The 23,685-nt window shown below is 35.7% G+C and carries 25 protein-coding genes; 5 read left to right on the top strand and 20 right to left on the bottom strand.

All coding sequences use genetic code 11. The features are described 5' to 3' along the window. Positions 1–14 precede the first annotated feature (14 nt). The 4 genes from N0K73_RS07775 to N0K73_RS07790 all read right to left on the bottom strand — a co-directional run bounded on the left by N0K73_RS07775 (position 15) and on the right by N0K73_RS07790 (position 4,273). Entirely contained in the window at positions 15–1,124 is a 1,110-nt protein-coding gene (locus N0K73_RS07775; protein ID WP_181647360.1) for a D-alanine--D-alanine ligase family protein, read from the bottom strand. A 102-nt stretch (positions 1,125–1,226) separates the two neighbouring features. Continuing rightward, the gene (locus tag N0K73_RS07780; protein ID WP_112250163.1) at positions 1,227–2,537 is read right to left on the bottom strand and encodes an NCS2 family permease; all 1,311 of its coding nucleotides are present in this window, start codon (positions 2,535–2,537) and stop codon (positions 1,227–1,229) included. 136 nt (positions 2,538–2,673) lie between these two features. Next, positions 2,674–3,228, bottom strand: coding sequence for a 5-formyltetrahydrofolate cyclo-ligase (locus tag N0K73_RS07785; protein WP_112250165.1), 555 nt, complete (start codon positions 3,226–3,228; stop codon positions 2,674–2,676). A 4-nt stretch (positions 3,229–3,232) separates the two neighbouring features. Beyond that, on the bottom strand, positions 3,233–4,273 hold the full coding sequence (locus N0K73_RS07790) for a zinc-binding alcohol dehydrogenase family protein (protein WP_225416482.1): 1,041 nt from the start codon (positions 4,271–4,273) through the stop codon (positions 3,233–3,235). Between the two features lie 148 nt (positions 4,274–4,421). Here N0K73_RS07790 and N0K73_RS07795 point away from each other — a divergent pair, with 148 nt between their 5' ends. After that, entirely contained in the window at positions 4,422–5,138 is a 717-nt protein-coding gene (locus tag N0K73_RS07795) for a DUF975 family protein (RefSeq protein WP_083478938.1), read from the top strand. Positions 5,139–5,170: 32 nt separating this feature from the next. On the opposite strand, the gene N0K73_RS07800 is transcribed toward N0K73_RS07795, so the two are convergent. After that, complete coding sequence (locus N0K73_RS07800) at positions 5,171–5,812, bottom strand: DNA alkylation repair protein (protein WP_112250167.1); 642 nt, start codon at positions 5,810–5,812, stop codon at positions 5,171–5,173. A gap of 94 nt (positions 5,813–5,906) precedes the next feature. Between N0K73_RS07800 and N0K73_RS07805 the strand changes: the two genes are divergently transcribed. Both N0K73_RS07805 and N0K73_RS07810 read left to right on the top strand, forming a co-directional pair. After that, positions 5,907–7,010: a baeRF6 domain-containing protein gene (locus N0K73_RS07805; protein WP_112250169.1), complete on the top strand. Its 1,104-nt coding sequence runs from the start codon at positions 5,907–5,909 to the stop codon at positions 7,008–7,010. Between the two features lie 98 nt (positions 7,011–7,108). Next, a complete protein-coding gene (locus N0K73_RS07810) occupies positions 7,109–7,579 on the top strand; it encodes a nucleoside 2-deoxyribosyltransferase (RefSeq protein ID WP_112250171.1) in 471 nt (156 codons plus the stop codon). 70 nt (positions 7,580–7,649) lie between these two features. On the opposite strand, the gene N0K73_RS07815 is transcribed toward N0K73_RS07810, so the two are convergent. Then, complete coding sequence (locus N0K73_RS07815; protein WP_284068668.1) at positions 7,650–8,216, bottom strand: TetR/AcrR family transcriptional regulator; 567 nt, start codon at positions 8,214–8,216, stop codon at positions 7,650–7,652. A 169-nt stretch (positions 8,217–8,385) separates the two neighbouring features. Here N0K73_RS07815 and N0K73_RS07820 point away from each other — a divergent pair, with 169 nt between their 5' ends. Continuing rightward, positions 8,386–9,312 carry an SDR family oxidoreductase gene (locus N0K73_RS07820; protein ID WP_112250176.1) on the top strand — a complete coding sequence of 309 codons (927 nt, stop codon included), beginning with the start codon at positions 8,386–8,388 and terminating at the stop codon, positions 9,310–9,312. Positions 9,313–9,369: 57 nt separating this feature from the next. On the opposite strand, the gene N0K73_RS07825 is transcribed toward N0K73_RS07820, so the two are convergent. The 7 genes from N0K73_RS07825 to sufC all read right to left on the bottom strand — a co-directional run bounded on the left by N0K73_RS07825 (position 9,370) and on the right by sufC (position 17,667). Then, positions 9,370–11,274, bottom strand: a complete 1,905-nt coding sequence (locus N0K73_RS07825; RefSeq protein WP_284068669.1) for a M13 family metallopeptidase — start codon at positions 11,272–11,274, stop codon at positions 9,370–9,372. 406 nt (positions 11,275–11,680) lie between these two features. Beyond that, positions 11,681–12,325 (bottom strand): hypothetical protein, encoded by a 645-nt coding sequence (locus N0K73_RS07830; protein WP_146744978.1) that lies wholly within the window; start codon positions 12,323–12,325, stop codon positions 11,681–11,683. A 218-nt stretch (positions 12,326–12,543) separates the two neighbouring features. Beyond that, positions 12,544–13,938 carry a Fe-S cluster assembly protein SufB gene (gene sufB / locus N0K73_RS07835; RefSeq protein ID WP_112250181.1) on the bottom strand — a complete coding sequence of 465 codons (1,395 nt, stop codon included), beginning with the start codon at positions 13,936–13,938 and terminating at the stop codon, positions 12,544–12,546. 15 nt (positions 13,939–13,953) lie between these two features. Further along, complete coding sequence (gene sufU, locus N0K73_RS07840) at positions 13,954–14,385, bottom strand: Fe-S cluster assembly sulfur transfer protein SufU (RefSeq protein WP_112250183.1); 432 nt, start codon at positions 14,383–14,385, stop codon at positions 13,954–13,956. Continuing rightward, complete coding sequence (locus N0K73_RS07845; RefSeq protein WP_112250185.1) at positions 14,372–15,610, bottom strand: cysteine desulfurase; 1,239 nt, start codon at positions 15,608–15,610, stop codon at positions 14,372–14,374. The genes sufU and N0K73_RS07845 overlap by 14 nt, the downstream gene beginning before the upstream one ends. After that, entirely contained in the window at positions 15,579–16,871 is a 1,293-nt protein-coding gene (gene sufD, locus N0K73_RS07850; RefSeq protein WP_112250186.1) for a Fe-S cluster assembly protein SufD, read from the bottom strand. The genes N0K73_RS07845 and sufD overlap by 32 nt, the downstream gene beginning before the upstream one ends. 13 nt (positions 16,872–16,884) lie before the next feature. Further along, on the bottom strand, positions 16,885–17,667 hold the full coding sequence (gene sufC, locus N0K73_RS07855) for a Fe-S cluster assembly ATPase SufC (protein ID WP_112250188.1): 783 nt from the start codon (positions 17,665–17,667) through the stop codon (positions 16,885–16,887). A 135-nt stretch (positions 17,668–17,802) separates the two neighbouring features. Between sufC and N0K73_RS07860 the strand changes: the two genes are divergently transcribed. Continuing rightward, on the top strand, positions 17,803–18,519 hold the full coding sequence (locus N0K73_RS07860; RefSeq protein WP_112250190.1) for a gamma-glutamyl-gamma-aminobutyrate hydrolase family protein: 717 nt from the start codon (positions 17,803–17,805) through the stop codon (positions 18,517–18,519). Positions 18,520–18,562: 43 nt separating this feature from the next. On the opposite strand, the gene N0K73_RS07865 is transcribed toward N0K73_RS07860, so the two are convergent. From N0K73_RS07865 to yidD, 7 genes are all read right to left on the bottom strand, one after another. Next, the gene (locus N0K73_RS07865; protein WP_404825126.1) at positions 18,563–19,369 is read right to left on the bottom strand and encodes a MetQ/NlpA family ABC transporter substrate-binding protein; all 807 of its coding nucleotides are present in this window, start codon (positions 19,367–19,369) and stop codon (positions 18,563–18,565) included. A gap of 19 nt (positions 19,370–19,388) precedes the next feature. After that, the gene (locus N0K73_RS07870) at positions 19,389–20,093 is read right to left on the bottom strand and encodes a methionine ABC transporter permease (RefSeq protein ID WP_112250194.1); all 705 of its coding nucleotides are present in this window, start codon (positions 20,091–20,093) and stop codon (positions 19,389–19,391) included. Beyond that, positions 20,083–21,120, bottom strand: a complete 1,038-nt coding sequence (locus N0K73_RS07875) for a methionine ABC transporter ATP-binding protein (protein ID WP_112250196.1) — start codon at positions 21,118–21,120, stop codon at positions 20,083–20,085. Before N0K73_RS07875 ends, N0K73_RS07870 begins: the two co-directional genes overlap by 11 nt. A 367-nt stretch (positions 21,121–21,487) precedes the next feature. After that, a complete protein-coding gene (locus tag N0K73_RS07880) occupies positions 21,488–21,847 on the bottom strand; it encodes an arsenate reductase family protein (RefSeq protein WP_112250198.1) in 360 nt (119 codons plus the stop codon). Positions 21,848–21,910: 63 nt separating this feature from the next. Further along, entirely contained in the window at positions 21,911–23,116 is a 1,206-nt protein-coding gene (locus N0K73_RS07885; protein ID WP_057973813.1) for an FtsW/RodA/SpoVE family cell cycle protein, read from the bottom strand. A gap of 72 nt (positions 23,117–23,188) precedes the next feature. Then, positions 23,189–23,410, bottom strand: coding sequence for a DUF2969 domain-containing protein (locus N0K73_RS07890; RefSeq protein ID WP_057973812.1), 222 nt, complete (start codon positions 23,408–23,410; stop codon positions 23,189–23,191). Next, the gene (gene yidD / locus N0K73_RS07895) at positions 23,403–23,663 is read right to left on the bottom strand and encodes a membrane protein insertion efficiency factor YidD (RefSeq protein WP_057973811.1); all 261 of its coding nucleotides are present in this window, start codon (positions 23,661–23,663) and stop codon (positions 23,403–23,405) included. The genes N0K73_RS07890 and yidD overlap by 8 nt, the downstream gene beginning before the upstream one ends. Positions 23,664–23,685 lie beyond the last annotated feature (22 nt).

The raw sequence follows: 23,685 nt of genomic DNA on the forward strand, positions 1-23,685 counted from the left end.
TAATCTTTTCAGTTTTAGATTTCAGGTAATTCAGTGAAATCATAATGTAATTCTTTAACAGCGGCATGTTCGTCGAATGCTAATTGAATTAATTTATCAATTAGTTCTGAGTAACCAATTCCCGAAACTTCCCACAATTGTGGATAAAGTGAGATATTAGTAAATCCTGGTAACGTGTTTAATTCACCAAGATATGGAATACCATCTTTAACTAAGAAATCGATTCGTGCCAAACCACGACAACCTAATGCTTCAAAGGCGCGTAATGACATATCTTGAATTTCTTTTGTTAATTCATCAGGTAATTCAACTGGCATTTCAAACTCAACGCCTGAAGCATCAACGAATTTATTGTTGTAATCATAAAATACATCCGATTTTGGTACAATAACTGCGCCTAATTTTGAAGCTTTTAAATCAGTGTTTCCAAGAATTGAGCATTCAATTTCATCAGGATTTTCGATTGATTCTTCAACCAAAATCTTTGTGTCATATAAAAATGCATCTTCGATACCTTCGAGGAATTCTTTTTCATTATGTGCTTTATGGATACCAACTGATGAACCTTGGTTAGCTGGTTTGATAAAAACAACATCCCCAAGTTCTTTGCTGATATGTGCATAAGACATTTCAACACGGTTATTAGCCTTAACGACCAAGTATTTAGTATTTCTGATATTATTTAACGTCAACATTTTTTTCGTTAAATCTTTATCAAATGAGATTGCAGATGAACGAACATCACTACCAATGTAAGGTTTGTCTAAAAGTTTAAACAGACCTTGGATAGTGCCATCTTCACCCATATTACCATGAATTACTGGGTAGAAAAGATCGATATCCTTAACTTCAGTTAAACTCATAATGTTTGCTAGTGGATTTGTAAAGTCGATTGTTGGTAAGACATCAGCAACAACTTTTGCTTCTGGTTCGCCATCAAAAATACGACGTGAAGCAGCATCGCCAAGTAATACCCCTTCTTTTGTAAACATGAATAAGCTAACTTCATATTTATTTTTATCCATTGCATCATAAATATTATGTGCTGAACGTTTTGAAACATCATGTTCTGATGAGTTACCACCAAAAAGTAATCCGATGTGTATCTTTTCACTTGTCATCATATTATCCATTCCTATTCGTATTATATTTTTTATTCGTTTAAACCCTTAGTCTAAATAATACCATGTTTAGACCGGTTCTGTCATTTAGGTTTGCGATTTTATTTAAACATTTAAGATCCACATGAAGAGTAGGAATATGAAAAATAATCCATACATGATGGGATGAATATCTTTACGACGACCAGCTGCAATCATTGTAATGGGATAAAGAATGAATCCTAAAGCTATTCCGTCAGAGATACTGTACGTTAGGGGCATCCCTATGACAATTAAGAATGACGGTATAGCAATTTCCATTTTTGACCATTCAATTTTCGTTAATGATTGTGCCATTAATACACCAACAATAATTAATGCTGGTGCAGTAACTTGTGTTGTCACAACCGATAATAATGGTGAGAAAAACATACCGGCAACGAATAATAGTCCCGTTGTAACGGCCGTTAATCCTGAACGTCCACCAACTGCAATCCCTGCTGAAGACTCAACAAAGGCACCAACTGGTGATGTTCCTAAAACAGATCCTGCAAGCATTGCTGTTGAATCAGCAGCGAGTGCTTTACCTACGCGTGGCATTTTATTATCTTTCATGAATCCCGCTTGTTGTGCTAATCCAACTAGAGTTCCTGCCGTATCGAAAAACGTCACTAATAAGAAAGTAAGTACAACGACCCATAGTTGAACCGTGTTAATATCTCCGATATGTTTAACACCCTGCATAAAGGTAGGTGCTAGACTTGGCGCAGCAGAGACAATACCTGTTGGTGCCTTAATTAATCCCGTAATGAACCCAAGGATAACAGTTGCAAACATCCCTATGAATATCCCACCAGGAACACGTCTAACCATTAAAATTGCAGTAATAACTAACCCAAATATTGTTAACCAAGTTGTCCCAACGCTCAATGAACCTAATCCAACGACCGTTGATTTATTGGAAACGATTAATCCTCCACCCTGTAATCCAATAAAAGCGATGAATAACCCAATCCCACTTGAAATCGCATATTTTAAATTGCTTGGAATCGCATTAATAATTAATTCTCGTAATTTAAAAATAGTGATTAAAATAAAGATTAATGAGGCAACAAAGACACCTGCCAAAGCCGTTTGCCATGGAATACCCATCCCGATAACAACCGAGTAAGAGAAGAAGGCATTAATACCCAGTGCTGGTGCGGTAGCAATTGGGTATTTAGCTAGAACACCCATTAATATACAACCCAAAGCACTTGATAATGCGGTTGCCGTAAAGACAGCCCCTTTATCCATTCCTGAAGCGCTTAAAACTGTAGGGTTAACAAATAATATATAAGACATTGAAATGAAAGTCGTAAATCCAGCCAAAATCTCACGTTTTACCGTTGTTTGTAACTGGTCAATTTCAAAATATGATTTAATGCGGTTAATCATTGTATATCTCCTTTTTAATAAATGCTTTTGTTCGTGTTTATCCCATTAACGAGCAATTACAATTTTACTATATTCGGATATTAATGTAAATCATATTATCAAATCATATTTTGTTAAGAATTCATTCAAATAAGCCTTATACCGTTAGAATTTTGTTAATTTTAATATCAAATTGGTTATCAAGCCATTGTTCAGAAGTTACGTTTTGGACATCAAGACAAAGTGAAACAGTCTTAGACTGATATTTGGCAATAAATCGGTCATAATAACCTCCACCAAATCCAATCCTTTGATTATTATTTAAATTAAACCCAACCCCTGGTACAATAACTAGATCTAACTCATTATTTTCTAGTGCCTTATCATAACTGGGTTCTAAAAGGCCATAGCTACTTTTTATTAATTCTTGCTCAGCAGATAGGTATGGCAAAAATGCCAACTGCTTTTTGGGCATCGTCTTTGGTACGTATACCCTTTTTTTCTGTTCCAAAGCTGTCAGAAGTAACTCATTTGTTGAAAATTCAATTGATTGACTAATCGTTAACCCGACCGAACTGGCCATTTGCCATTCCTCTGAGCGCAGTAACTTATCGATAATTACTAATTCTTGTCGTTTTTTTTCAAGCGGCTTATTTTTGGCTAAGTCTGCCATTTTAAGAATCGTTTTTTCTCTGATTTCTTGTTTGCTCACTGATTTAAACCTCCGCGTCGAATTCACCGGTGATGACAAGTTTACCGATCATTGCCCCGCCTTCAACAGTCTTAGTAGCTGCTCGCAAATTATAAGCATTAATTCCTTCAACCGATTTAGTCATTGTTGATTTTATGCTACCTTCATCTAATAACTTAGCCAATTGATTTAAGGTAGCCCCTTGCGAAGCCATATCTGCAGTATGGTAAATGCCTTTTGTAAATATCGTTAACCATTTAAAATCATTACTTTTATTTTTTAAAATACTCAATGGTAACTCCGCAGTTGTTGCCACAATAGACATGACAATTCCCCGTGGTTTAATTAGCTCTGACGCCACATTAAAATATAGTTCAGTTGAATGTAACATTAAAATACCATCAACTTCATGAATTCCTAATTCATCTAATTGTTTTTTCAAATCTTTTCGATGATTAATCACAATATCAGCGCCCATTTTTTTAACCCAATCAATTGTCTCTGGACGTGAGGCGGTTGTGATTACCTTAATCCCTGCCCACTTCGCGAGTTGTATGGCAATAGACCCAACACCGCCGGCGCCATTAATAATCAGAATTGATTGGCCTTGATTGGCATCTTTTTTTGGTACAAAAGCTAATTTTTCAAACAATGATTCCCATGCTGTTACGCCAGTTAACGGGATGGCAACCGCTTCAGCAGTCATTATCTTCTTAGGGGCATGACCAACTAACCGTTCATCCACTAATTGATATTCTTCATTACTTCCCGATCGGTTGTTTACACCCAAATAAAAAACTTTATCCCCAACAACAAAATTAGTCACATTCGCACCAATCTCTGACACGGTTCCAATGGCATCGAATCCTAAGATACGCGATTGGTCCTCTGATTCAATTAACATTCTTGTTTTAAAATCAATAGGATTCACTGAAATCCCCGCTATTTTTACGAGAATATCATGATCTTGAGGCATAGGTTTATCAATTTCAACATCTTTTAACACCCTTACATCTTCTATGGGATATTTACCAAACGCTGCAATGGCTTTCATTTTATTTATCATTAGTTAATCCTTCTTTCGTTTAATATGAATTATGCTATTCATCTTACTACAGTTAATAAAAAAATGATTGTATTCAGATTTAATTGACTTTAACGGCTAATTTTTGTACGATTTGGGTGTACAAAATCTAAAAATATTGGAGATTACCATGATGGATAAGCAATTAAAAACTAGAAAACAACTAAAATCTGAAACGAAAGTACTCTTTAAAGGAAATTGGAAATCTGCTATCTTAATTAGTCTAATAGGTGTCCTTGCCTATATCGTTTATTTACGCTTATATGCCTATGAATATTCGAGATTATTTAATTCCGAGTCGGGGTCTTATGTCTCTCCGTTAAATCTTAATCCAACAACCTCAGCACTGATGATTTTTCTTATTCTCATTTTTGAAATTTTAATTATGGGTGCTTCATATGCCTTTTTAACTTGGGTGAGTTCTAAAAAAACACCAGAACGCGCATTTACGCAAAGTTTCCAAGTTTTCTCTAATGAATTATTTTTTTCAACTATTGCATTAGCAATTCTTAAAACTATTTACACTATCTTTTGGTATCTTTTACTTTTCTTTCCCGCAATCATTAAACACTATTCGTACTCGCAAGCATTTATGATTAATAAGGACTTGCAAGATAACCCTAACCACCCTGATATCAAGACTAACAAAAAAATTACATTAAGCCGTCAATTAATGAACGGTCATAAGTTCGACTTATTTGTACTTGATCTCAGCTTACTGGGTTGGTACCTATTATCACTTATCACACTAGGCATTGGGTTCATCTGGTTCTTACCCTACCAAAAAGCAGTAAAAGCTAATTTTTATAGAGATCTTGCCGGTGATCAATTTTTAATTTTAAAATAACAGAAAAGGACTGAAAGAAATTTCAGCCCTTTTTATTTTGTCGCTAAATGTTTAAGACCTTCCCGAACGGCCAATTTTGATAAATCATGTCTTTTAATGAAAGTTTTAACCCACCCCATGTCAGTTTTCGCATATTCACGCAGTGACCACCCAATTGCCTTTTGAATAAAAAATTCATCCGTTGTTTGATCATTCATGATCATTTTTGTTAAGTACGCTAAATTAGTCGCTTCTCGATATCCTAACTGAAGATTTATACCCACACGGCGCATCCAAAAATCTTCATGCCCTTCAAATTGTTGACTTATAAGACTAAAATATTCCGGGTGTAATTTAACGAAGTCACTGATAACTTTACGTAAACTGTCTACCGAGTCCCACCATGCTTTAATGGGAATTAAATCAATAAGAACTTGAACCTCGTTCACGGTTAATCGTTTAACATTTTTTTGAGCTAAATCAATTGCAACATACTGGTATTCTCTTTCATTACGACTGTAGTAAGCTAAAATCTGTAAGGTAAGTTCTTCCAGCGACCAGGCTTTTGATTCCTTCATTAAACCTTGAATTAATTTTCGTCTGTCAGGTGCTCGGATTCCCAAGAAAACAAACCTATTTTTCATATATGCTTCCATCTTTTCGACATTTTTATTATCCGCTTCGAAATCGATCATTTTAGTTCTCCTTTGTTGAAACCGCAACCATATCAGTTGGATAACGAATTTTATGATGTTATACTGTGGTTAATCATATAAAGGGGGAATCATTATGTCAATGCACAACAATTTAAAAGAATTACTTACAATTAAAGAAGGACCTGTCGTATCAATTTTTATTAAGACATACCCAGGGATTAATTTTGCAGCGAAGAACCAATTAAAACTGAAAACTAGTTTAAAAACTGCAAAAGAAGAACATTCAGATATTGATAAAAAAGCTTGGGGTGCAATTGAAGGTCAACTTACTAATTTCATGAACGATATTGCTGATCGAATTGGTCAATTCCCTAGCATCGCGCTTTACTTAACACCAAATAATTACTTTAAATTTAATTTGAACCATGCCATTGAATTGGATCAGGTGATTGTTGGACCTGAAGCTTACACATTACCTTTACTCGCTCAACAAGCAACAAAATTATCTGGTACGATTTTGAGCTTAAATCGTGATTCATTCGAATTACACCAATTTAAAGAAGGTATCTTACTGAAACAAGAATTACCAAAAGATGCGCCTATCGATATGGTATCAGCCCTTGGACCTGAAAGAACAGATACAACAACAACTCATGGCCCTACTGGTGCTCTTCATGGCTTAAACACTAAAGATGAAGAAAAGGCAATTGATAATAAGAATTACTACTTAGCAATTGAGCAATTCTTAATGGCTCATACTGATTTAATTTACAAACGTCTTTTCATTATCGGGTTACCTAAAAACCAAAGTTTATTCCGTGATTTAACAAAATTAAAAACAGTTAATTCAGAAATTACAATTAAAAAATCTCCTAGCGCATTAACAACTGCTGAAATTGAAAAAGAATTATTGGATCAAAACCAAGTTTTAATCGACCAAACAGTTGAAAAATTATTGGATCGTGCGCGTTCACTTGATGAAGTCAATCCAAGCGAAACGAACCCGGCAGAATTGTTTGCCCTTTTAACACAACATCGTGTTAAAACTTTATTAATAAATGAGGAATCAATGTTCCCAGGATTGATTGTCGATGGTCAAATCGTCGATACTGAACCTGGAAAAACAACGAATAACTTATTAAATGATTTAGCAAACTTCACATTACGTAATGGTGGTGACGTTTACGTTATCTCGGCTACTCACTTTAATTCTGGCCAATTCGTTTACGGTGTTTAACAAAAAAAGGAAGGCATTTGTCTTCCTTTTTTTGTGTCCAATCGGTCACGTGATGTTATACTTAAAAGACAAATATATATTCAAGGAGACGACATTTAATGAATAAAGTTTATTTAGCAGGTCCGTTTTTTGATGACAAACAACGTGAACGTGTTTCACAAGTTGTGTCCGCATTAAAAGAAAATAAAACAATTGATGGTGACAATATCTATTTACCACAAGATAACCAAAGTGAACAGTATGAGCAATTCAGTAAGCCTTGGCAACGTGCCGTTTATCTTGCAGATACTCGCCAAGTGCATCGTGCTGATGTTGTTGTCGCTATCCTAGATTATAAGGATGATGAAGGCAATGAACCTGACTCTGGTACTATGTTTGAAGTTGGTATGGCCGTTGAAGCACGTATCCCGGTTATCTTGGTCCAATTCGAAGCCGGACGTGTGATTAACTTAATGTTATCGGAAAGTCTAACAGCCTTCTTTGATGTTAATAAGAACGGTTTAAAAAATCTTTCTGAATACAATTTTGATATTTTAGAAGAAAAAATTACTGAAAATGAAGTTTTATAACCGATATCTATAAATAATAAAAGAGCTACAGAAAATAAATTTCTGTAGCTCTTTTTCTGTATTTACTTCACTATTGACAAATTGAATCTAAAATCATTTTTGAAATAATCTGATAGCTATATTTTTGCTCTGAATATAAACCTTGGTTTATATTCAGAGCATGACGATGTAGTATATTAAAAACCGTTACCATATGTAAATTAATTGGGACATCTTTAAGATATCCTTTTTGAATACCTTCATTTAAAAGTTGAATAACTTGTTCGTTTCCACTATAAATATCATCTTCTAGGATATTCAATGATTTAATTTGCTCAATAACAGTCAAACTATTAGGATATGCAATAGCATAATAAAAAACTGAATGAATATAATAATCAATACGCTCATTAACCAGAATTGTTCTATCGTTCAATTTTTCTAAATCACTTATTTGCCTAATCCGTTCAAACTCACGATGATAAATATTTTTTAATAAATCATCTTTATTTTTAAAATATAAATAGATGTTGGACTGTGCGATACCCATCATTTTGGCAATTTTAGTCGTTGAGAGTGCAGCTACTCCCTCAGTTAAAATAATCGTTACTGCACTATCCAATATTTTTGTTATTTTTGAATCATCTTTTTTTTTCATAAATCTAGTATAAAGTTTTACTCTACATATTTCAAGGTTGACAAAGATAACTCTATCTTTTATAATTATTTAAGAGATAGAGTTATCTTTTAATCCCTATCAGGAATAGCCAAATGGTGAACGAAACAATAAAAGTTGTTTCAAAATACATTATAAGAAGGAAATTTTGATGAAAATTGTTATGTTAGGTTCTTTAGGAAATATTAATAAATTAGTTATTCCCGAATTATTAAAAATGAATCATCAAGTAACTGTAGTTACTTCAAACCCTGATCGTGTCAAAAATATTAAAGCCTTAGGTGCCACTGCAGCAGTTGGAACCATCTCAGATATTAATTTTCTAACAAAAACTTTTGCAGGCAATGACATCGCCTACTTAATGGTTCCAAGTACATCATCAAATGGGACTGATTTGAATGCGGAAATGAAAAAGCAAGGTACTATTTTTTATTCGGCTCTTTTAAATTCCGGTGTTCAAAATGTGATTCAATTAAGTAGTATTGGCGCAGAATCTGGTCCTGATGCTGGCTCTTTATACGCCTATCATTATTTAGAAACAGAGCTAAATAGGTTAACGAATATTAACCTTGCCTTTATTCGTCCAGTTGGATTTTATAACAACCTCTATAATCATTTAGACAGTATTAAAAATGAGCACCAAATTTATTCAAACGTGCCTGACTCAATTGAACAAAAATATGTCGCTCATGAAGATATTGCAGAAGTTGCTATTAAATTGATTCTTAAAACACCTGCTAAAAAAACGATTCATTATGTTGCCAGTGATTCTTTCTCACTAAAAGAATTTATTACTAAATTATCTGTTGCAGCAAATCTACCTGATTTACAATTCATTCAAATATGTGATGACCAATTAAAACAGGGTCTATTAGCTAACCACGTCCCAGATCCAATTGTTGACGCTTTGCTAAAAACATCTCAATTTCAAAAAAGTGACTCTGATATTTACAAAGATTTAACACCAGAGAATACAACTTATGGACAAGTTAAATTAATAGATTTTATTAAGCAATACGCTGTTGCATTAGTCGGTATTGATAATTCTCACCATTCTTCAACTATTGCAGATAAATAATTTAACCAAAAAGGACATTATCATTTTGATAATGTCCTTTTAATCTATCTTCATTATTTACCAAATATTAACTCTTTCATCGAGATTTTTGTACATCTTATCACCTGGATTAATACCAAAGGTAACATAAAAATCAGCTAAATTTTGAACCTGGATATTGGCGCGTAGTTTAGCAGGTGCATGTACATCAATTGATAGCAACAACTGCATATATTGTGTTGACGCCTTCATACGCCAGACTTGAGCCCAGTTAATGAAGAAAGCAGAAATATCAGCATTAGCCTCTGCCTTCGCGGCTTCAAGTGCGCAACTCAATCCACCGGCATCTGCAATATTTTCGGATACTGTTAAAGTCCCATTAACTTTTTGACCGGCATACTCAGTTCCATCAAATTCGGCAACCATTTGCTGAGACAATTCTTTAAAATGAGCCAAATCAGCTTCACTCCACCAATTATTTAGGTTACCATATTCATCAAATAATGCCCCATTATTATCAAACGCATGTGAGATTTCATGCGCAATTACTGCTCCAATACCGCCATAGTTAGCACTACTACTTTGTTCTAAACTATAAAATGGTGCTTGTAGAATAGCTGCCGGAAAGACAATAATATTTTTAAATGGATGGTAATAAGCATTAACTGTTGCCGCACTCATTTCCCAAAGGTCACGATCAACCGGTTGATTCCATTTACTAAACATATCTTCCGTTGCTAATTTATCAAAAGCCATCGCGTTTTCTAATAACGTTTTTTTCGTATCAACATGCATTTTTTGATAAAGTGGATTAATTTTGTCCGGATAGCCGACTTGAATACCTAATTTATTTAATTTCAAGATGGCTTTGTCGCGTGTAGCGCTAGTTAACCATTTATTGTTGGCCAATCTATTTTGATATACACCAATCATTTTTTCAACCATTCGTTGAACATCTGCTTTAGCATCTTCACCAAAATATTTATGCCCATAATATTCACCAACAATACCGCTATAAGCACCCATGGCTAAATAATAAGCAAATTTTTGTTGTTTCTTCGGCCCCTTACTTCCGGATAACGCACGTCCATATTCACCAGAAATAACGCGTATATCATCTGATAAAAATGAGCTAAGGCTGCTAACTGTTTTAACAATTAGCCAACTTTTAAATTCATTAAAATGAGCTTCATTCAATATATCATCGATTGCAGCCAAGTACTTAGGTTCAGTCACAATTATTTTTTCTGGCTCTTGACCATTTAATAACTGCTTAACAACCACTTGTAGATTTACATTTTTACTTTGTAATCCAAATTCAGTAAACGTTTGTGGATTGTACGCTTTACTATAATCAGCAGATTCTTCAGCACTTTTAACGTGTGGCACTAAATTGCGATCAAAAATTAATGCCTCTGAAATAACTTTTTTCACATCTTCTTCACTGTAATCTAGAGTGCCCAATAATTTTGTCATCATTTTACGGAATACGTCGAGTAATCGTTCGGCTTGTTGATTATCTGCCTCATAATAAGTTTTATCCGGCAAAATAAGATTTGGAGCCGCCGCAAAGAAAGCATTAATTTTAGCATTCTTCATGTCAGCGTCAACGTCAAAATTAAGTGGTGAAGGATATCCAGCAAGTACAAAATCAGCCCATTTAGCATTAAAGTCAGCTAAACCTGTTAAATTTTCTAACGGCTCTAAAACGCTCTTCAACGGAGTTGTTCCTTCTAATTCACGACGATCAAAATCAGCCGCTAATGCGTAATAGTTTAAAAATTCTTGCATTAATGCTGGTTGTGTACTTGAATCAGGTATCATTTTTTCAAAGTCACTCATTAATGTTTTATCAATCTCATCAGCTAAATCATTAAAACCACCCGTTGCAGGCTTATCATCAGGAATTTTGGCAGTTTTTAACCACTCACCGTTCACGGCTTCATATAAATCATCTTTAATTAGTTGTTCATTTACAGTCATTATTTTTATCCCCTTTTACATTAATATGTATTTAAGTATAAACGTTATACTGGAAATTTAATAATTATTCACTCGGAAAAATAATTATCTATATAGGTCATTTTTTTTGAAATCATTTCCATAAATAAACGTGCGGGTGCTTCAATTATTGGCAGATTATTTTTGTTATAAAAAGACATAAATGGTTTAGGAACTATTAAATAATCGACTGAATCTTTATTCCTAATATAATTAATTGAAACGTCGTGATATTCAGAAAAATAAGTTTTCAATTAATTATTATTCTTGATAAAAAGGGTAAAAATATTGATTTAAAATTTATCCCAGCGCTGACAATTCCAAAATATATACTATCTTCACCTAAACACAACAGAACAAATGACAATATAAATTTTTCATTATTGTACTAATCGATGAATTCAATTTTAGATCCATTGGTATATGTTTCAAGATACAAAACTCTTTTTTCAAGATTTTTTTTAGATTTTCCACCCGTAAACGTTCTTTTATATCTTTTATTATTATCAATAAACTTCATTTCAATTTTACTATCACTTCTCTTTGTTCGAAGCTTCATAGTACTTCTCGATAAATTAATTGACATTATTAATTCTCTCGCCATTGAACGAATTGATTGATATACCGGATTATTTTTAGGCACGTTCCCATTTTGATCGACCCATCCTAAAGAATTTAATTTTGTAAGAGCGACAAATGATTCCTTCATGTCTGGATCAACATGTGTCCCGCCATCCTGATTAGCAACAAATAATATTATATCCTTTCTCGTAAACTTAGAATTAAGATCGTCAAATATTATTTCATTCCACCAATCCTCAAAATTCATAAAAAAGGTTCTACTTGGGCTATCAATCAATGGCTCATAAGCTATACCATCATTTGACATTTTTATAGATAACAGAACCCAAGAAGGTAGCAAGTTATCGGGTAAATAATATCTACCACTAGAATACAAATGCATTAATGGTTTTAATTTACTAAAGACAGAAACAGACTTCGGAGTTTCATGAAATAGAATGCGTAAACTCACTGAAATACGTCTTGCTTCTTTCTCGTTGCCCTCGTCAAATATGTGTATAGACTCTTCAATAAAGGTAATTTAATCATCCCAATGTTCTTGAAATTCTGATATGTTTAACTTATATTTCATCGATTTCTATCCCCTTTAAGCTTTCTAATACCATATTTTACACTAGATATCGTTTATAATAAAATATTATACTGACTGTTTCAATCCTTATAAATTCTTTACCCAACTGATCCTTCCATCTGATACTCAATCAAACGGTTCAACTCAACAGCGTATTCCATTGGTAATTCCTTCGTAAAAGGTTCAACAAACCCCATCACGATCATCTCCGTTGCCTTGGCTTCAGAAATACCGCGACTCATCAAATAATACAATTGCTCTTCAGAAATTTTAGAAACTTTCGCTTCATGTTCCATTGACACATTTCCATTCAAAATTTCGTTAAACGGTATTGTATCACTCGCAGATTGATCATCCATGATAATCGTGTCACATTCAACATGCGCAAATGAGCCATCACTATGTCGGCCAAATTTTAAGTACCCACGATAATCGACCCGACCGCCATCTTTACATAATGACTTAGACACAATCGAAGAAGTTGTCTTTTTCGCATTATGAATCATTTTTGCACCAGTATCCTGGATGATATTACCACCCGCAAATGCAATTGATAGCATTGTGCCATGCGCACCTTGTCCGTCTAAATAAATACTTGGATATTTCATCGTGACTTTTGATCCAAGGTTCCCGTCAACCCACTCCATAGTCGCATTTTCTAGAGCTCTCGCACGTTTAGTCTCTAAACTATATACGTTGTCCGACCAATTTTGAATCGTCGTGTAACGGCAGTAAGCATCCTTCATGACATTGACTTCAACCACAGCAGCATGCAAACTATCTGCGGAATAATTAGGTGCCGTACATCCCTCAACATAGTTCACGCTTGCGCCTTCATCAACAATAATCAACGTCCGTTCAAATTGTCCCGTGTTCTCAGCGTTAATCCTAAAATAACTTTGAATGGGAACTTCTGTCTTCACGCCTTTGGGTACATAAATAAAAGTACCACCGGACCAAACGGCCGAATTTAATGCAGAAAATTTATTATTTGAAGCAGGCACTAATTTGCCAAAATACTGTTTGACTAGTTCAGGATATTCTTGAAGGGCAGAATCAGTATCCATAAAAATAATCCCTAATTTTTCGAAATCTTCCCGCATATGATGGTAAACGACTTCTGACTCATATTGCGCTGAAGAACCGGCTAAATATTTACGTTCAGCTTCTGGCACACCCAGTCGATCGAAGGTCTCTTTAATTTTATCTGGTACGTCATCCCAATCTCTGGCAATAGTATCACTCGCTCTTTGGAAATAACGCATGTTCGCTAAATCTAATTGTGATAAATCAGGTCCGAAACTTGGCATGGGCATTTTTTCATACAAAGAAAATGCACGAAGTCGATAGTCTAACATCCATTCTGGCTCATTCTTAGCTGCAGATATTTCTCGAACGGTTGCCTCGGTTAACCCACGGCCGGTTGAATAAATCGGTTCAAAATCATCTTTAAAACCATATTCATATTCACCACCAACATCTAATTCTTTCACACTGAACCCTCCTTTCTAATTTTCTAAGTTAACGGCTTGATACGCCGCTTTCCAAGCTAACGTTGCACATTTAATCCGTGCGGGAAATTGTGCGACGCCTTCTAAAATAGCCGCTTCACCTAAAAGGTCATTATCAATCTCTTGACCCATAACCATTTCTGAAAATGTTGTGACCATTTCTTCTATCTCTTCTTTTGATTTACCAATTATTTCATCTGTCATCATACTCGCAGATGCCTGACTAATTGTGCATCCCGTCCCAGAGAAAGCCACTTTTTGAACTTTATCATTCGCCATAATAAGTTCAACTTTTAAGACATCTCCACAAGTTGGATTTCTAAGCTCGATTGTTTTTTCACTATCATCCAATGATCCATGGTGATGTGGGTGGGTTGCTTGTTCTAAAATAACTTGGCGATATAAATTATCTAATTTAGATAGTCCCATTTTTAAAGAACTCCTTTGTGGCGATTAACGCTTCAATAAATTTTTGATTTTCTTCTAACGTATTATATAGATACAAACTAATTCGAACGGTTGATGAAACGCCCATCCGTTTCATTAGCGGTTGCGCACAGTGGTGCCCTGCGCGAACAGCAATTCCTTGCATATCCAGAACCGTTGCGACGTCGTGTGGATGTAAATTTTCTAAATTAAATGAAATAACACCTGAACGTTGTTCAATATCAGTCGGTCCGTAAACAACTACACCCGGGATTGCCTTTAACATAGGTATTAAATCAGCAACTAAAACTTGTTCATGGTCATGAATATTAACCATTCCAACTTCTTTTAAATAATTAATTGTCGCACCCAAAGAAATGACGCCCTCAATATTCGGTGTTCCGGCTTCAAATTTCCAAGGAACTTCTTTAAACGTTGACCGTTGTTCCTCAACGAAATCAATCATTTCGCCACCAAATTCAAGCGGCTGCATATCATTTAAATACGTATTTTTTCCGTACAAAACGCCGATACCGGTTGCGGCACCCATTTTATGGCCTGAAAAAGCAAAGAAATCAACATCCAAATCTTGTACGTCAACTGGCATATTGGGCACTGATTGTGCCCCATCACAGATAACGATGGCGCCAATATGATGTGCTATACGTGTTAATTCCTTAATCGGTGTAATACTACCTAAAACATTTGAGATCTGAGTTAATGACACAATTTTAGTTTTGCCTGTCATTTTTTGTCTTGCATCATTAATGTCTAATCGCCCATCGTCCGTTAACCCAACGTAAACTAGCTTTGCGCCAGTCTTTTGTGCGACTTGTTGCCAAGGAACGAGATTACTGTGATGTTCCATAATTGAAATTAATATCTCATCCCCAGGCTTCAAACGATTCTGTGCAAATCCTTGTGCCACTAAGTTCAGGCTTTCAGTTGTTCCTTTCGTAAACAAAATCTCATTGGCACTTTTTGAGTGAATAAAATCCGCTACCAATTGGCGTGTTGCTTCAAATTGTTCAGTCGCACGTTCAGCTAAGGTATGCACACCTCGGTGAACGTTCGCATTATCATGTTCATAGTAATGCGAAATGGTATCAATAACGACTTGCGGTTTCTGAACAGTTGCGGCATTATCGAAATAAATAAGTGGTTCATCATTCACAAGTTGCTTTAAAATAGGAAAATCAGCGCGATACTTTTTCAAATTTTTGGCCATTAATGAGTTTCCCTTCTATCGTTTCAATGAGTCGTTCACGTACATCAGCTGCCGGAATGGCTGTTAAGACCGGTCCTAAAAATCCACGAATAACTAATCGTTCTGCTTCTTCTTTATGTAAGCCGCGACTCATCAAGTAATATAATTGTTCTTGATTAACGCGTCCAACACTCGCTGCATGTCCAGCTTGTACATCATTTTCATCAATTAATAGAATCGGATTAGCATCTCCACGCGCTTTTGTGGATAACATTAATACACGACTTTCTTGCTGTGCATTTGCGCCCTTTGCGCCTTTAATAATATGTCCAATTCCATTAAAGGTTAAAGTCGATCGCGATAAAATCACACCGTGTTGCAGAATTTGACCAATCGAATGTTTTCCGTAATTAGTCACCCGTGTATCGATTCCCTGAATTTGATTTCCCGTCGAGATAGCAACAACTTTAACGTCTGCGTGAGCCCCAGCACCAATTAAATCGGAATCAAAATCGCCAATAATATTCCCATCGTTAAGCAGTCCGATGGACCAATCTATTTTGGCATTATCAAGCAAATAACCCCGTCGATTAATATAGGCAGTTGTTTTATCTCCTAGTTGATCCACACCGGCAAATTTTACGTGACTATTTGGTTCAGCAATGACTTCAACAATAATATTTGCAGTTGTTGTCTCGTTGCCTAATGTATCTCGATTTTCCAAATATGAAAAACGACTATTCTCTGCCGCAACGATTAAGACGTGGTGCACATAATCTTGTCCATCACGCGCATCTTGCGTCAAGTAACTCGTAATGGGTTCATCCAGTTCAACATTTCTAGGAACATAAATGAACAAGCCACTCGTTAACTGTGCTAAATGTGCTGCCGTTAACCGATCAGCGTCCCATTTAACCGCCTTCGTCATAAAATATTTTTGAATTAAGTCTGAGTGCTCTATCAATGCAGTTTCCCAATCACAAATAATAACATTTTTTTGTTTTAATTCATTTGTTAATTTCAAACTTAACGTTCGCGATCCGACCTGCACGACCGTATTTCCAACTGCCCTTTTTTGATCTAATTCAACTTTTCTAGATTCCAAAAGCGTTCGTTTAGGTATAATGGGCCACCTTTGATATCTGATTTTCTCAAATGAAGGAAGCTCCAACATAGTCATTTTAGTGAAGGCAGCTTTTCTTAATTTTTGAAACCACTCAGGTTCCTTTTTTAAGTTAGAGAAATCAATCACGCTTTGTTCTAAGACCTTTAAGTCACTCATTTTATGGCCTCCACTAGACATTCTCGTCAGTTAGTACAACGTCCAAGCCTAATTCATCGCGTAATCCCGCATAGCCTTCTGCTTCTAATTTCTCTGCTAGCTCGGCACCACCCGTTTTAACCACACGTCCGTCCATCATAACGTGCACAACGTCTGGCACAATATAATTCAATAATCGTTGATAATGTGTAATCATCAATGTCCCAAACTCAGCATTTTTTAACATTTCATTAACGCCTCTAGAAACGACTTTTAGCGCATCGATATCTAACCCAGAGTCAATTTCATCCAATATCGCAAATTTTGGTTCAATCATCATTAATTGTAATATTTCATTTCGTTTCTTTTCACCGCCCGAAAAACCTTCATTTAAATAACGATCAGACATTTCTTCAGTCATGTCTAAAGTCGTCATCATTTTATCCAACTTTTTTAAAAATTCTCTAATTGGAATTTGGTTATCTTCTGGGCGCCGGGCATTAATTGCTGCACGCAAAAATTCAGCATTTGTGACCCCAGGAATTTCTGAGGGGTATTGCATGGCTAAGAATAGTCCTGCTCGAGCCCGTTCATCAACTGGTAATTCTAAAATATTAACACCGTTCAACAAGACCTCACCCTCAGTTACTTTATATGCGGGGTTACCCATAATAGCTTCGGATAAAGTTGATTTACCTGTACCATTCGGACCCATAATCGCATGAACTTCGCCTGTCGCCATCTTCAGGTTGACACCTTTTAGAATTTCTTTATCTTCAATCTCTACATGCAAATTTTTAACTTCAAGTGTCGACATTTTAGTATTCCTCCGATTTATTAATATATTCCATTCTATCTCAATAAATTGCCCATTTCAATGAAGCGTCAATCCTAGCAATCTTTATTTAATTAAGTTAAACTTAGAAAAAGTAAATTTTGAGGAGGATTATTTATGAAACCTATTATTGGTATTGTTGGGAATCCTAACCGGAACCCAATTGAAGGCCTGCACATGGACGAAATAACTTACACACCTGAAGGTTATATTGATGCTATCTTCAAAGTTGGTGGTTTACCACTAATTATTCCAACAAATTTGGATGATGCATCGAAATATCTTGATTTGGTGGACGGTTTATTATTAACAGGCGGTCAAGATATCTCGCCTGAATTATATGGACAAGAACCTCATCCAAAATTACAAGAACTGAACCCACCTCGTGATGAAATGGAAATGGCTTTAATTAAAGATGCTAGTTCTCGTAATATGCCCATACTCGGTATTTGCCGAGGACTTCAGATACTGAATGTTGCTTTTGGTGGCACATTATACCAAGATTTATCTGAGTATCCAAATTGGAAAGTTAGACATTTACAAGATCCAACTTTACCAGAATATGCCACTCATTCCATTTCAATTGAACCAAATAGTTACCTTTCAGAAGTTTACGGTCAAAATTATCGCGTTAATACCTACCATCATCAAGCAATTAATCAATTAGGCGATTCTTTGGTCGCTATTGCGGAGAGCCCAGATGGGTTAGTTGAAGGATTAGTCAGCGATGACAATCGAATTCTTGCCGTTCAATGGCACCCCGAAATGTCATTTACAAGAAATCAATCAGATTTAGCTATTTTTAAATGGTTAATCAATAAAATTGAAAAATAAAAAGAATTGAAACTAGTTAATTAGTCACTAGTTTCAATTCTTTTTATTTGGCCGGAATCACCGCACCCTTATATTTAGTTAATATCCACTTTTGGGTATCTTTTGATTGTAACGCTTCAACCAATTTCTTAATAGCCGGGTTATTTTTATTTTTTGGTGTAACGGCGACTAAATTCGCATAAGACGATGTATTACTTTCCAACGAGATGGCTTGTTTCATCGGATTCAATCCCGCCTCAACGGCGTAATTTGCATTGATCACAACCGCCGCACCCTCATCATTTGCGTATAAATCGGACATTAATTTAGGTTCATAAGTATGTTTAAAGTTTAACTGTAACTTATTCGTTTGAATATCGTTAAAGTTTGCCGTCGCAACATCTGTTCCTTTTTTCAAAGTAATCAGCCCGGCATCTTTAAAAATAGTTAGTACACGCCCATAATCTGAAATACTGTTGGATACAAGAACGGTGCTCCCCTTCTTTAAGTCGGTCAATCGTTTAACTCGTTTAGAGTAAACGCCAATTGGCTCTAAATGAACGTTTCCGACACTAATAAGGTCGCCATTATTCTGTTTATCCCAATTATCTAAAAATGGTTTATGTTGAAAATAGTTAGCGTCCAAATCTTCAGATTCTGTCGCCTTATTAGGCATTACATAATCCTGAAAGACCTTTACTTTTAAGTCGATACCTTCTTTTGCCAACATTGGCTTTACATGAGCCAATATCTCGGCATGTGGAATATTACTAGCACCCACAACCAGCGTATTTTTATCATCCGCTCGTTTTCCACACCCAGTTAACAGAATTATCACAAAGAGAAGTGAAAAAAATAGTTTCTTATTTATTTTCATCATATATTCCTCCCTAGTTATTCCGTTTATCAATTAGTTTAGCCGATTGATCTCCAATAAGTTGGAAAATGGCCACAATAATAATAATCGTTACCGTTGCAACTAATGTGACAGTATTATTATTAGCTCCGTAACCTTCGATAAAGGCCCAATTTCCTAGGCCCCCGGCTCCGATTGTCCCGGCCATCGCCGTATACCCAATAATTGTAATTCCCGTAACCGTAACACCAGAAATTAATGCCGGTAAACTTTCTCGCAACAACACTTTCCAAATGATTTGTATTTTATTAGCGCCCATTGCCTCGGCAGCTTCAATAACACCGTAATCAATTTCGCGAAAAGCTAATTCAACCATCCTTGCATAAAATGGTGCTGCTGAAATAATCAATGCCGGTAAAGCGGCAACTGGGCCAATAATCGAACCAACTAAAGCTTTTGTGAATGGTAATAATAGCACAATTAAAATAATAAATGGAATTGAGCGAAAGATATTAACTAAAGCTGAAACAACCCAATTAATGACTTTAGACCAGATCATTATCTTACCCGTCGTTTTCTGCTTTGTTTCAAACAGGATCAGACCCAAGAGAATACCTAGAATGGCAACTGCGATGGTAGAAATCAATGTCATACTGATTGTTTCCCAAGTATTCGCCCAAAAATCGGCCCAATTAACGGCGCTAAAATTAAAATATGACGCCCACGTATTAGTCCCCATAATGAAGCACCTCCGTTTCTACTTTCATTTTTTGTAAGAATGGAATGGCTTGATCCAAACTTTCTTTTGGTCCAGTTAATTGAATATATAATGTTCCAATCGGACCACCCTGCGTTTGGTGAATTGATCCTTCAACAATATTAAAATCGATTTCAGGAATTTGTCTTAACATTTCAGAGATAATAGGCATTTGCGTCTGTGTACTGTGGAACGTTAATTGAACGATTAAGCCTTGTGGATAAGCCTCAATTAATTCATGGACGGCAATTTCAGTATCGTGCATTGCTGGTGTTACTTCTTGGTTAACAAATCGTTTTGTGACGTCTTGTTGTGGTCGTTTAAAAACATCTAAGACTAAGCCATCTTCAACTAATTTACCATTTTCCATGACTGCAACATGATCACATATTTTACGAACAACGTGCATTTCATGTGTAATTAAAACAATCGTCAAATTTAATTTATGATTAATTTGGAGTAATAAATCTAATATTTCATCAGTTGTTTGTGGATCCAAAGCACTTGTCGCCTCGTCACAGATTAAGATTTCAGGGTCATTGGCCAATGCCCTAGCGATACCAACACGTTGTTTTTGACCGCCAGATAACTCTGAGGGATAAGCATTTTCTTTCCCTTTTAATCCGACTAACGTTGTTAATTCTTCAGCCTTGGCCAGACGTTCGGCTTTACCTAAACCGGCAATTTCAAGTGGAAACATAATATTTTCCACAACCGTTCGAGACCAAAGTAAATTAAAATGTTGAAAAATCATTCCAATTTTTTGACGTTGCTTTCTTAATGCCTTCCCCGTTAGTGAAGCAATTTTAGCCCCGTTCACATCAACTTCTCCTGAAGTCGGTGTCTCCAAACCGTTTAGCATTCTAATTAGCGTACTTTTTCCAGCCCCAGAATAACCGACGATTCCTAAAATATTACCGTCTTCAACCGAGAGGTTCAAATCAGAAACCGCACTTACTTTACCATTATTCGTGACAAACTCTTTAGATACATGTTTAAATTCAATCATATTCATTCCTCCTTTTTTCAAAAAAAATAGCCCCTCATCCCCCGTTTAATAAACGGAAGGACGAGAAGCTATAAACTTCACGTGTTACCACCTTGTTTTATTGTTACCTCACGATAACAATCTCATCAGGTACGGGCTAATTGCTTAGTCGATACCCTTTCGCTGTATTGGGCGTACCCAAGGTAGATTTACATTGCTCATCCACCAAACGTTCCAAGACCATCTTCAATTCAGTAATTTCGATCCCTTTTCAGCTACCGGGACTCTCTTCTCTAATTACTAAAACCTACTCATCTTTTCAAAACGTCTCATCTGTATTTCTTATTGTAGTTGATTATAGCCAGATTAAAATTTAATGTCAACACTTTTATTTATTTAACCAATTTTCTTCGAATACATCTTCCTTAAATCCAGTTGTCATTTTGTCGCCCTCAATTAATACGGGGCGCTTAATTAACATCCCATCTGACGCTAGTACTTGACTTGCTTGAATATTTGACATTGTTGGTAATTCGTCTTTTATTTTTAATTCACGATACTTTTCACCATGCGTATTAAAAAAATAAGTCATGGGTTGTTCAGACTCATTCAACCACTTTTCAATTAAAGCCGCTTTCGGCGTATCTTGAATGAGGTCTATCGTACGATAGTCAACACCGTTTTCATCTAACCATTGTTTCGCTTTTCTACAAGTTGAACATTTAGGATACCAATAAAAATCAAGCATTATCGTAAACCTCCCAGTTTTAAAAAAGCGACGACTCACAAAATAGAATCGCCGCGCCAGTATCTAATCAAAATCTTCGTCATCGTTACTAAACATATAGCTCTTATGATGGAATCGCATTGACATGATCAACCCAATCCCAATCATATTACCTACCAGGGCTGACCCTCCCTGACTGACAAATGGCAATGGAATACCTGTTAATGGTAACAACCCGATGCTCATCCCAATATTTTCAAAAACATGGAATAAAATCATCATAATAACACCTGTTGATAAGTAAGCATAAAATTCATTTTTCGTATCAAAGGTTGCACGAACCATTCGATAAATTAATAGGAAATAAATGAAAATCAAGATACAGCCACCAATGAATCCAAAATTCTCACCAATAACGGAAAAAATCATATCGGATTCACGAACGGGTACATAGACGTTTGAGACGTTAAATCCTTTACCGGTCATTTGTCCAGACCCGATAGCCTTCATACTTTGCCATAATTGATATCCCGTTCCAGATGTATCTTTTGAAGGATCCAACCAGTTATCCACACGATCAAATTGATAAGCGGCAAAGCCAATTTTCTCTAAAATCGCTCGACCAGTCGTTGAAATAACCATGTACAACGTTGTTCCACCTACAACTGCAACAATCCCAAATGCTGGTCCAATAATTTTCCAGGTGATTCCGGAAACTAAAATGACGCCACCTAAAATAGCAAAGAAAACCAACATCGTTCCAAAATCATTTTGTAATTTTAACAAAACGACGACTGGAAGCGTCCAGCCAATCATCTTAGCCAACAAGATAAAATCTGTACTAAGCTTATGTGTTGGATAATCATTATTATGCACTGTAACGACACGGGCTAACATCAAAATAAATGCTGGCTTCATTACCTCTGATGGTTGGAACGTTAATGAACCCACAAGCGGTATCCAGCTTTTAGCACCTGTACTTGCATATAAACTCCGACTATAAACAACCAAAACAATCGCCAACAAGAACAGACCAACACCATAGACAATCGGTGCAATCCGCCACAGTTGTTCTGAATCGAATTGCATTATAACCACAATTGCAACGACCCCAATGGCATACCACATCAACTGTGAAACCATTTGGCTAACAATTGAAGTAGCACTCGTATCATGGGAAGCCGATACATAAATCGAAGCAAGTCCAATGATTGCTAAGACTAAAACGGCAAAAATGATACCATAATCAATCCTTGCCTCACTATCGATCTCATCTTTTCTACTACTCATAGAATTATCCTCCATGCTATGTTGCTTATTTCATTAAATTTATGACTAGACCAATAGTTAATCTATAATCAATTAGCCTCGGTGTAAATGGAAATCACGTAATAAAGTATCAATTCCTTCATCGCGAGTTTTAGCTTTAAACGTTTCTCCGTTGCTCAATGTGGCAACAAATTTTGCATCTTGTTGCATAACTGTTCCAATTTCAATGCCACCAACTGTTAACGAAACAGCTTCTTCACCATTAATTTTAATATCGTTCTCTGCAACTTCAATTTCTTTTTCTTTCTTAGACATGTTTATTTTCTCCCTCTGGGTTCTTATTTCTGCGTACGGTAAAGTAGTCAGGTACTGGATCAAATCCGCCCCTGACAAAAGGATGGCATCTTAAAATCCTACCGATACCCATAATAATGCCTTTTGCGCCATGTTTTTGAATGGCTTTAATCATATAATTTGAACACGTCGGATAATAACGACAACTAGGTGGGAACATTGGTGAAATAAATTTCTGATAAAACTTGATTGGTGCTAGCATTAAGTTTTGCATAAATCAATGACCCCCTATATTA

This window comes from Dellaglioa algida (assembly GCF_030127605.1).
GTDB lineage: Bacteria > Bacillota > Bacilli > Lactobacillales > Lactobacillaceae > Dellaglioa > Dellaglioa algida.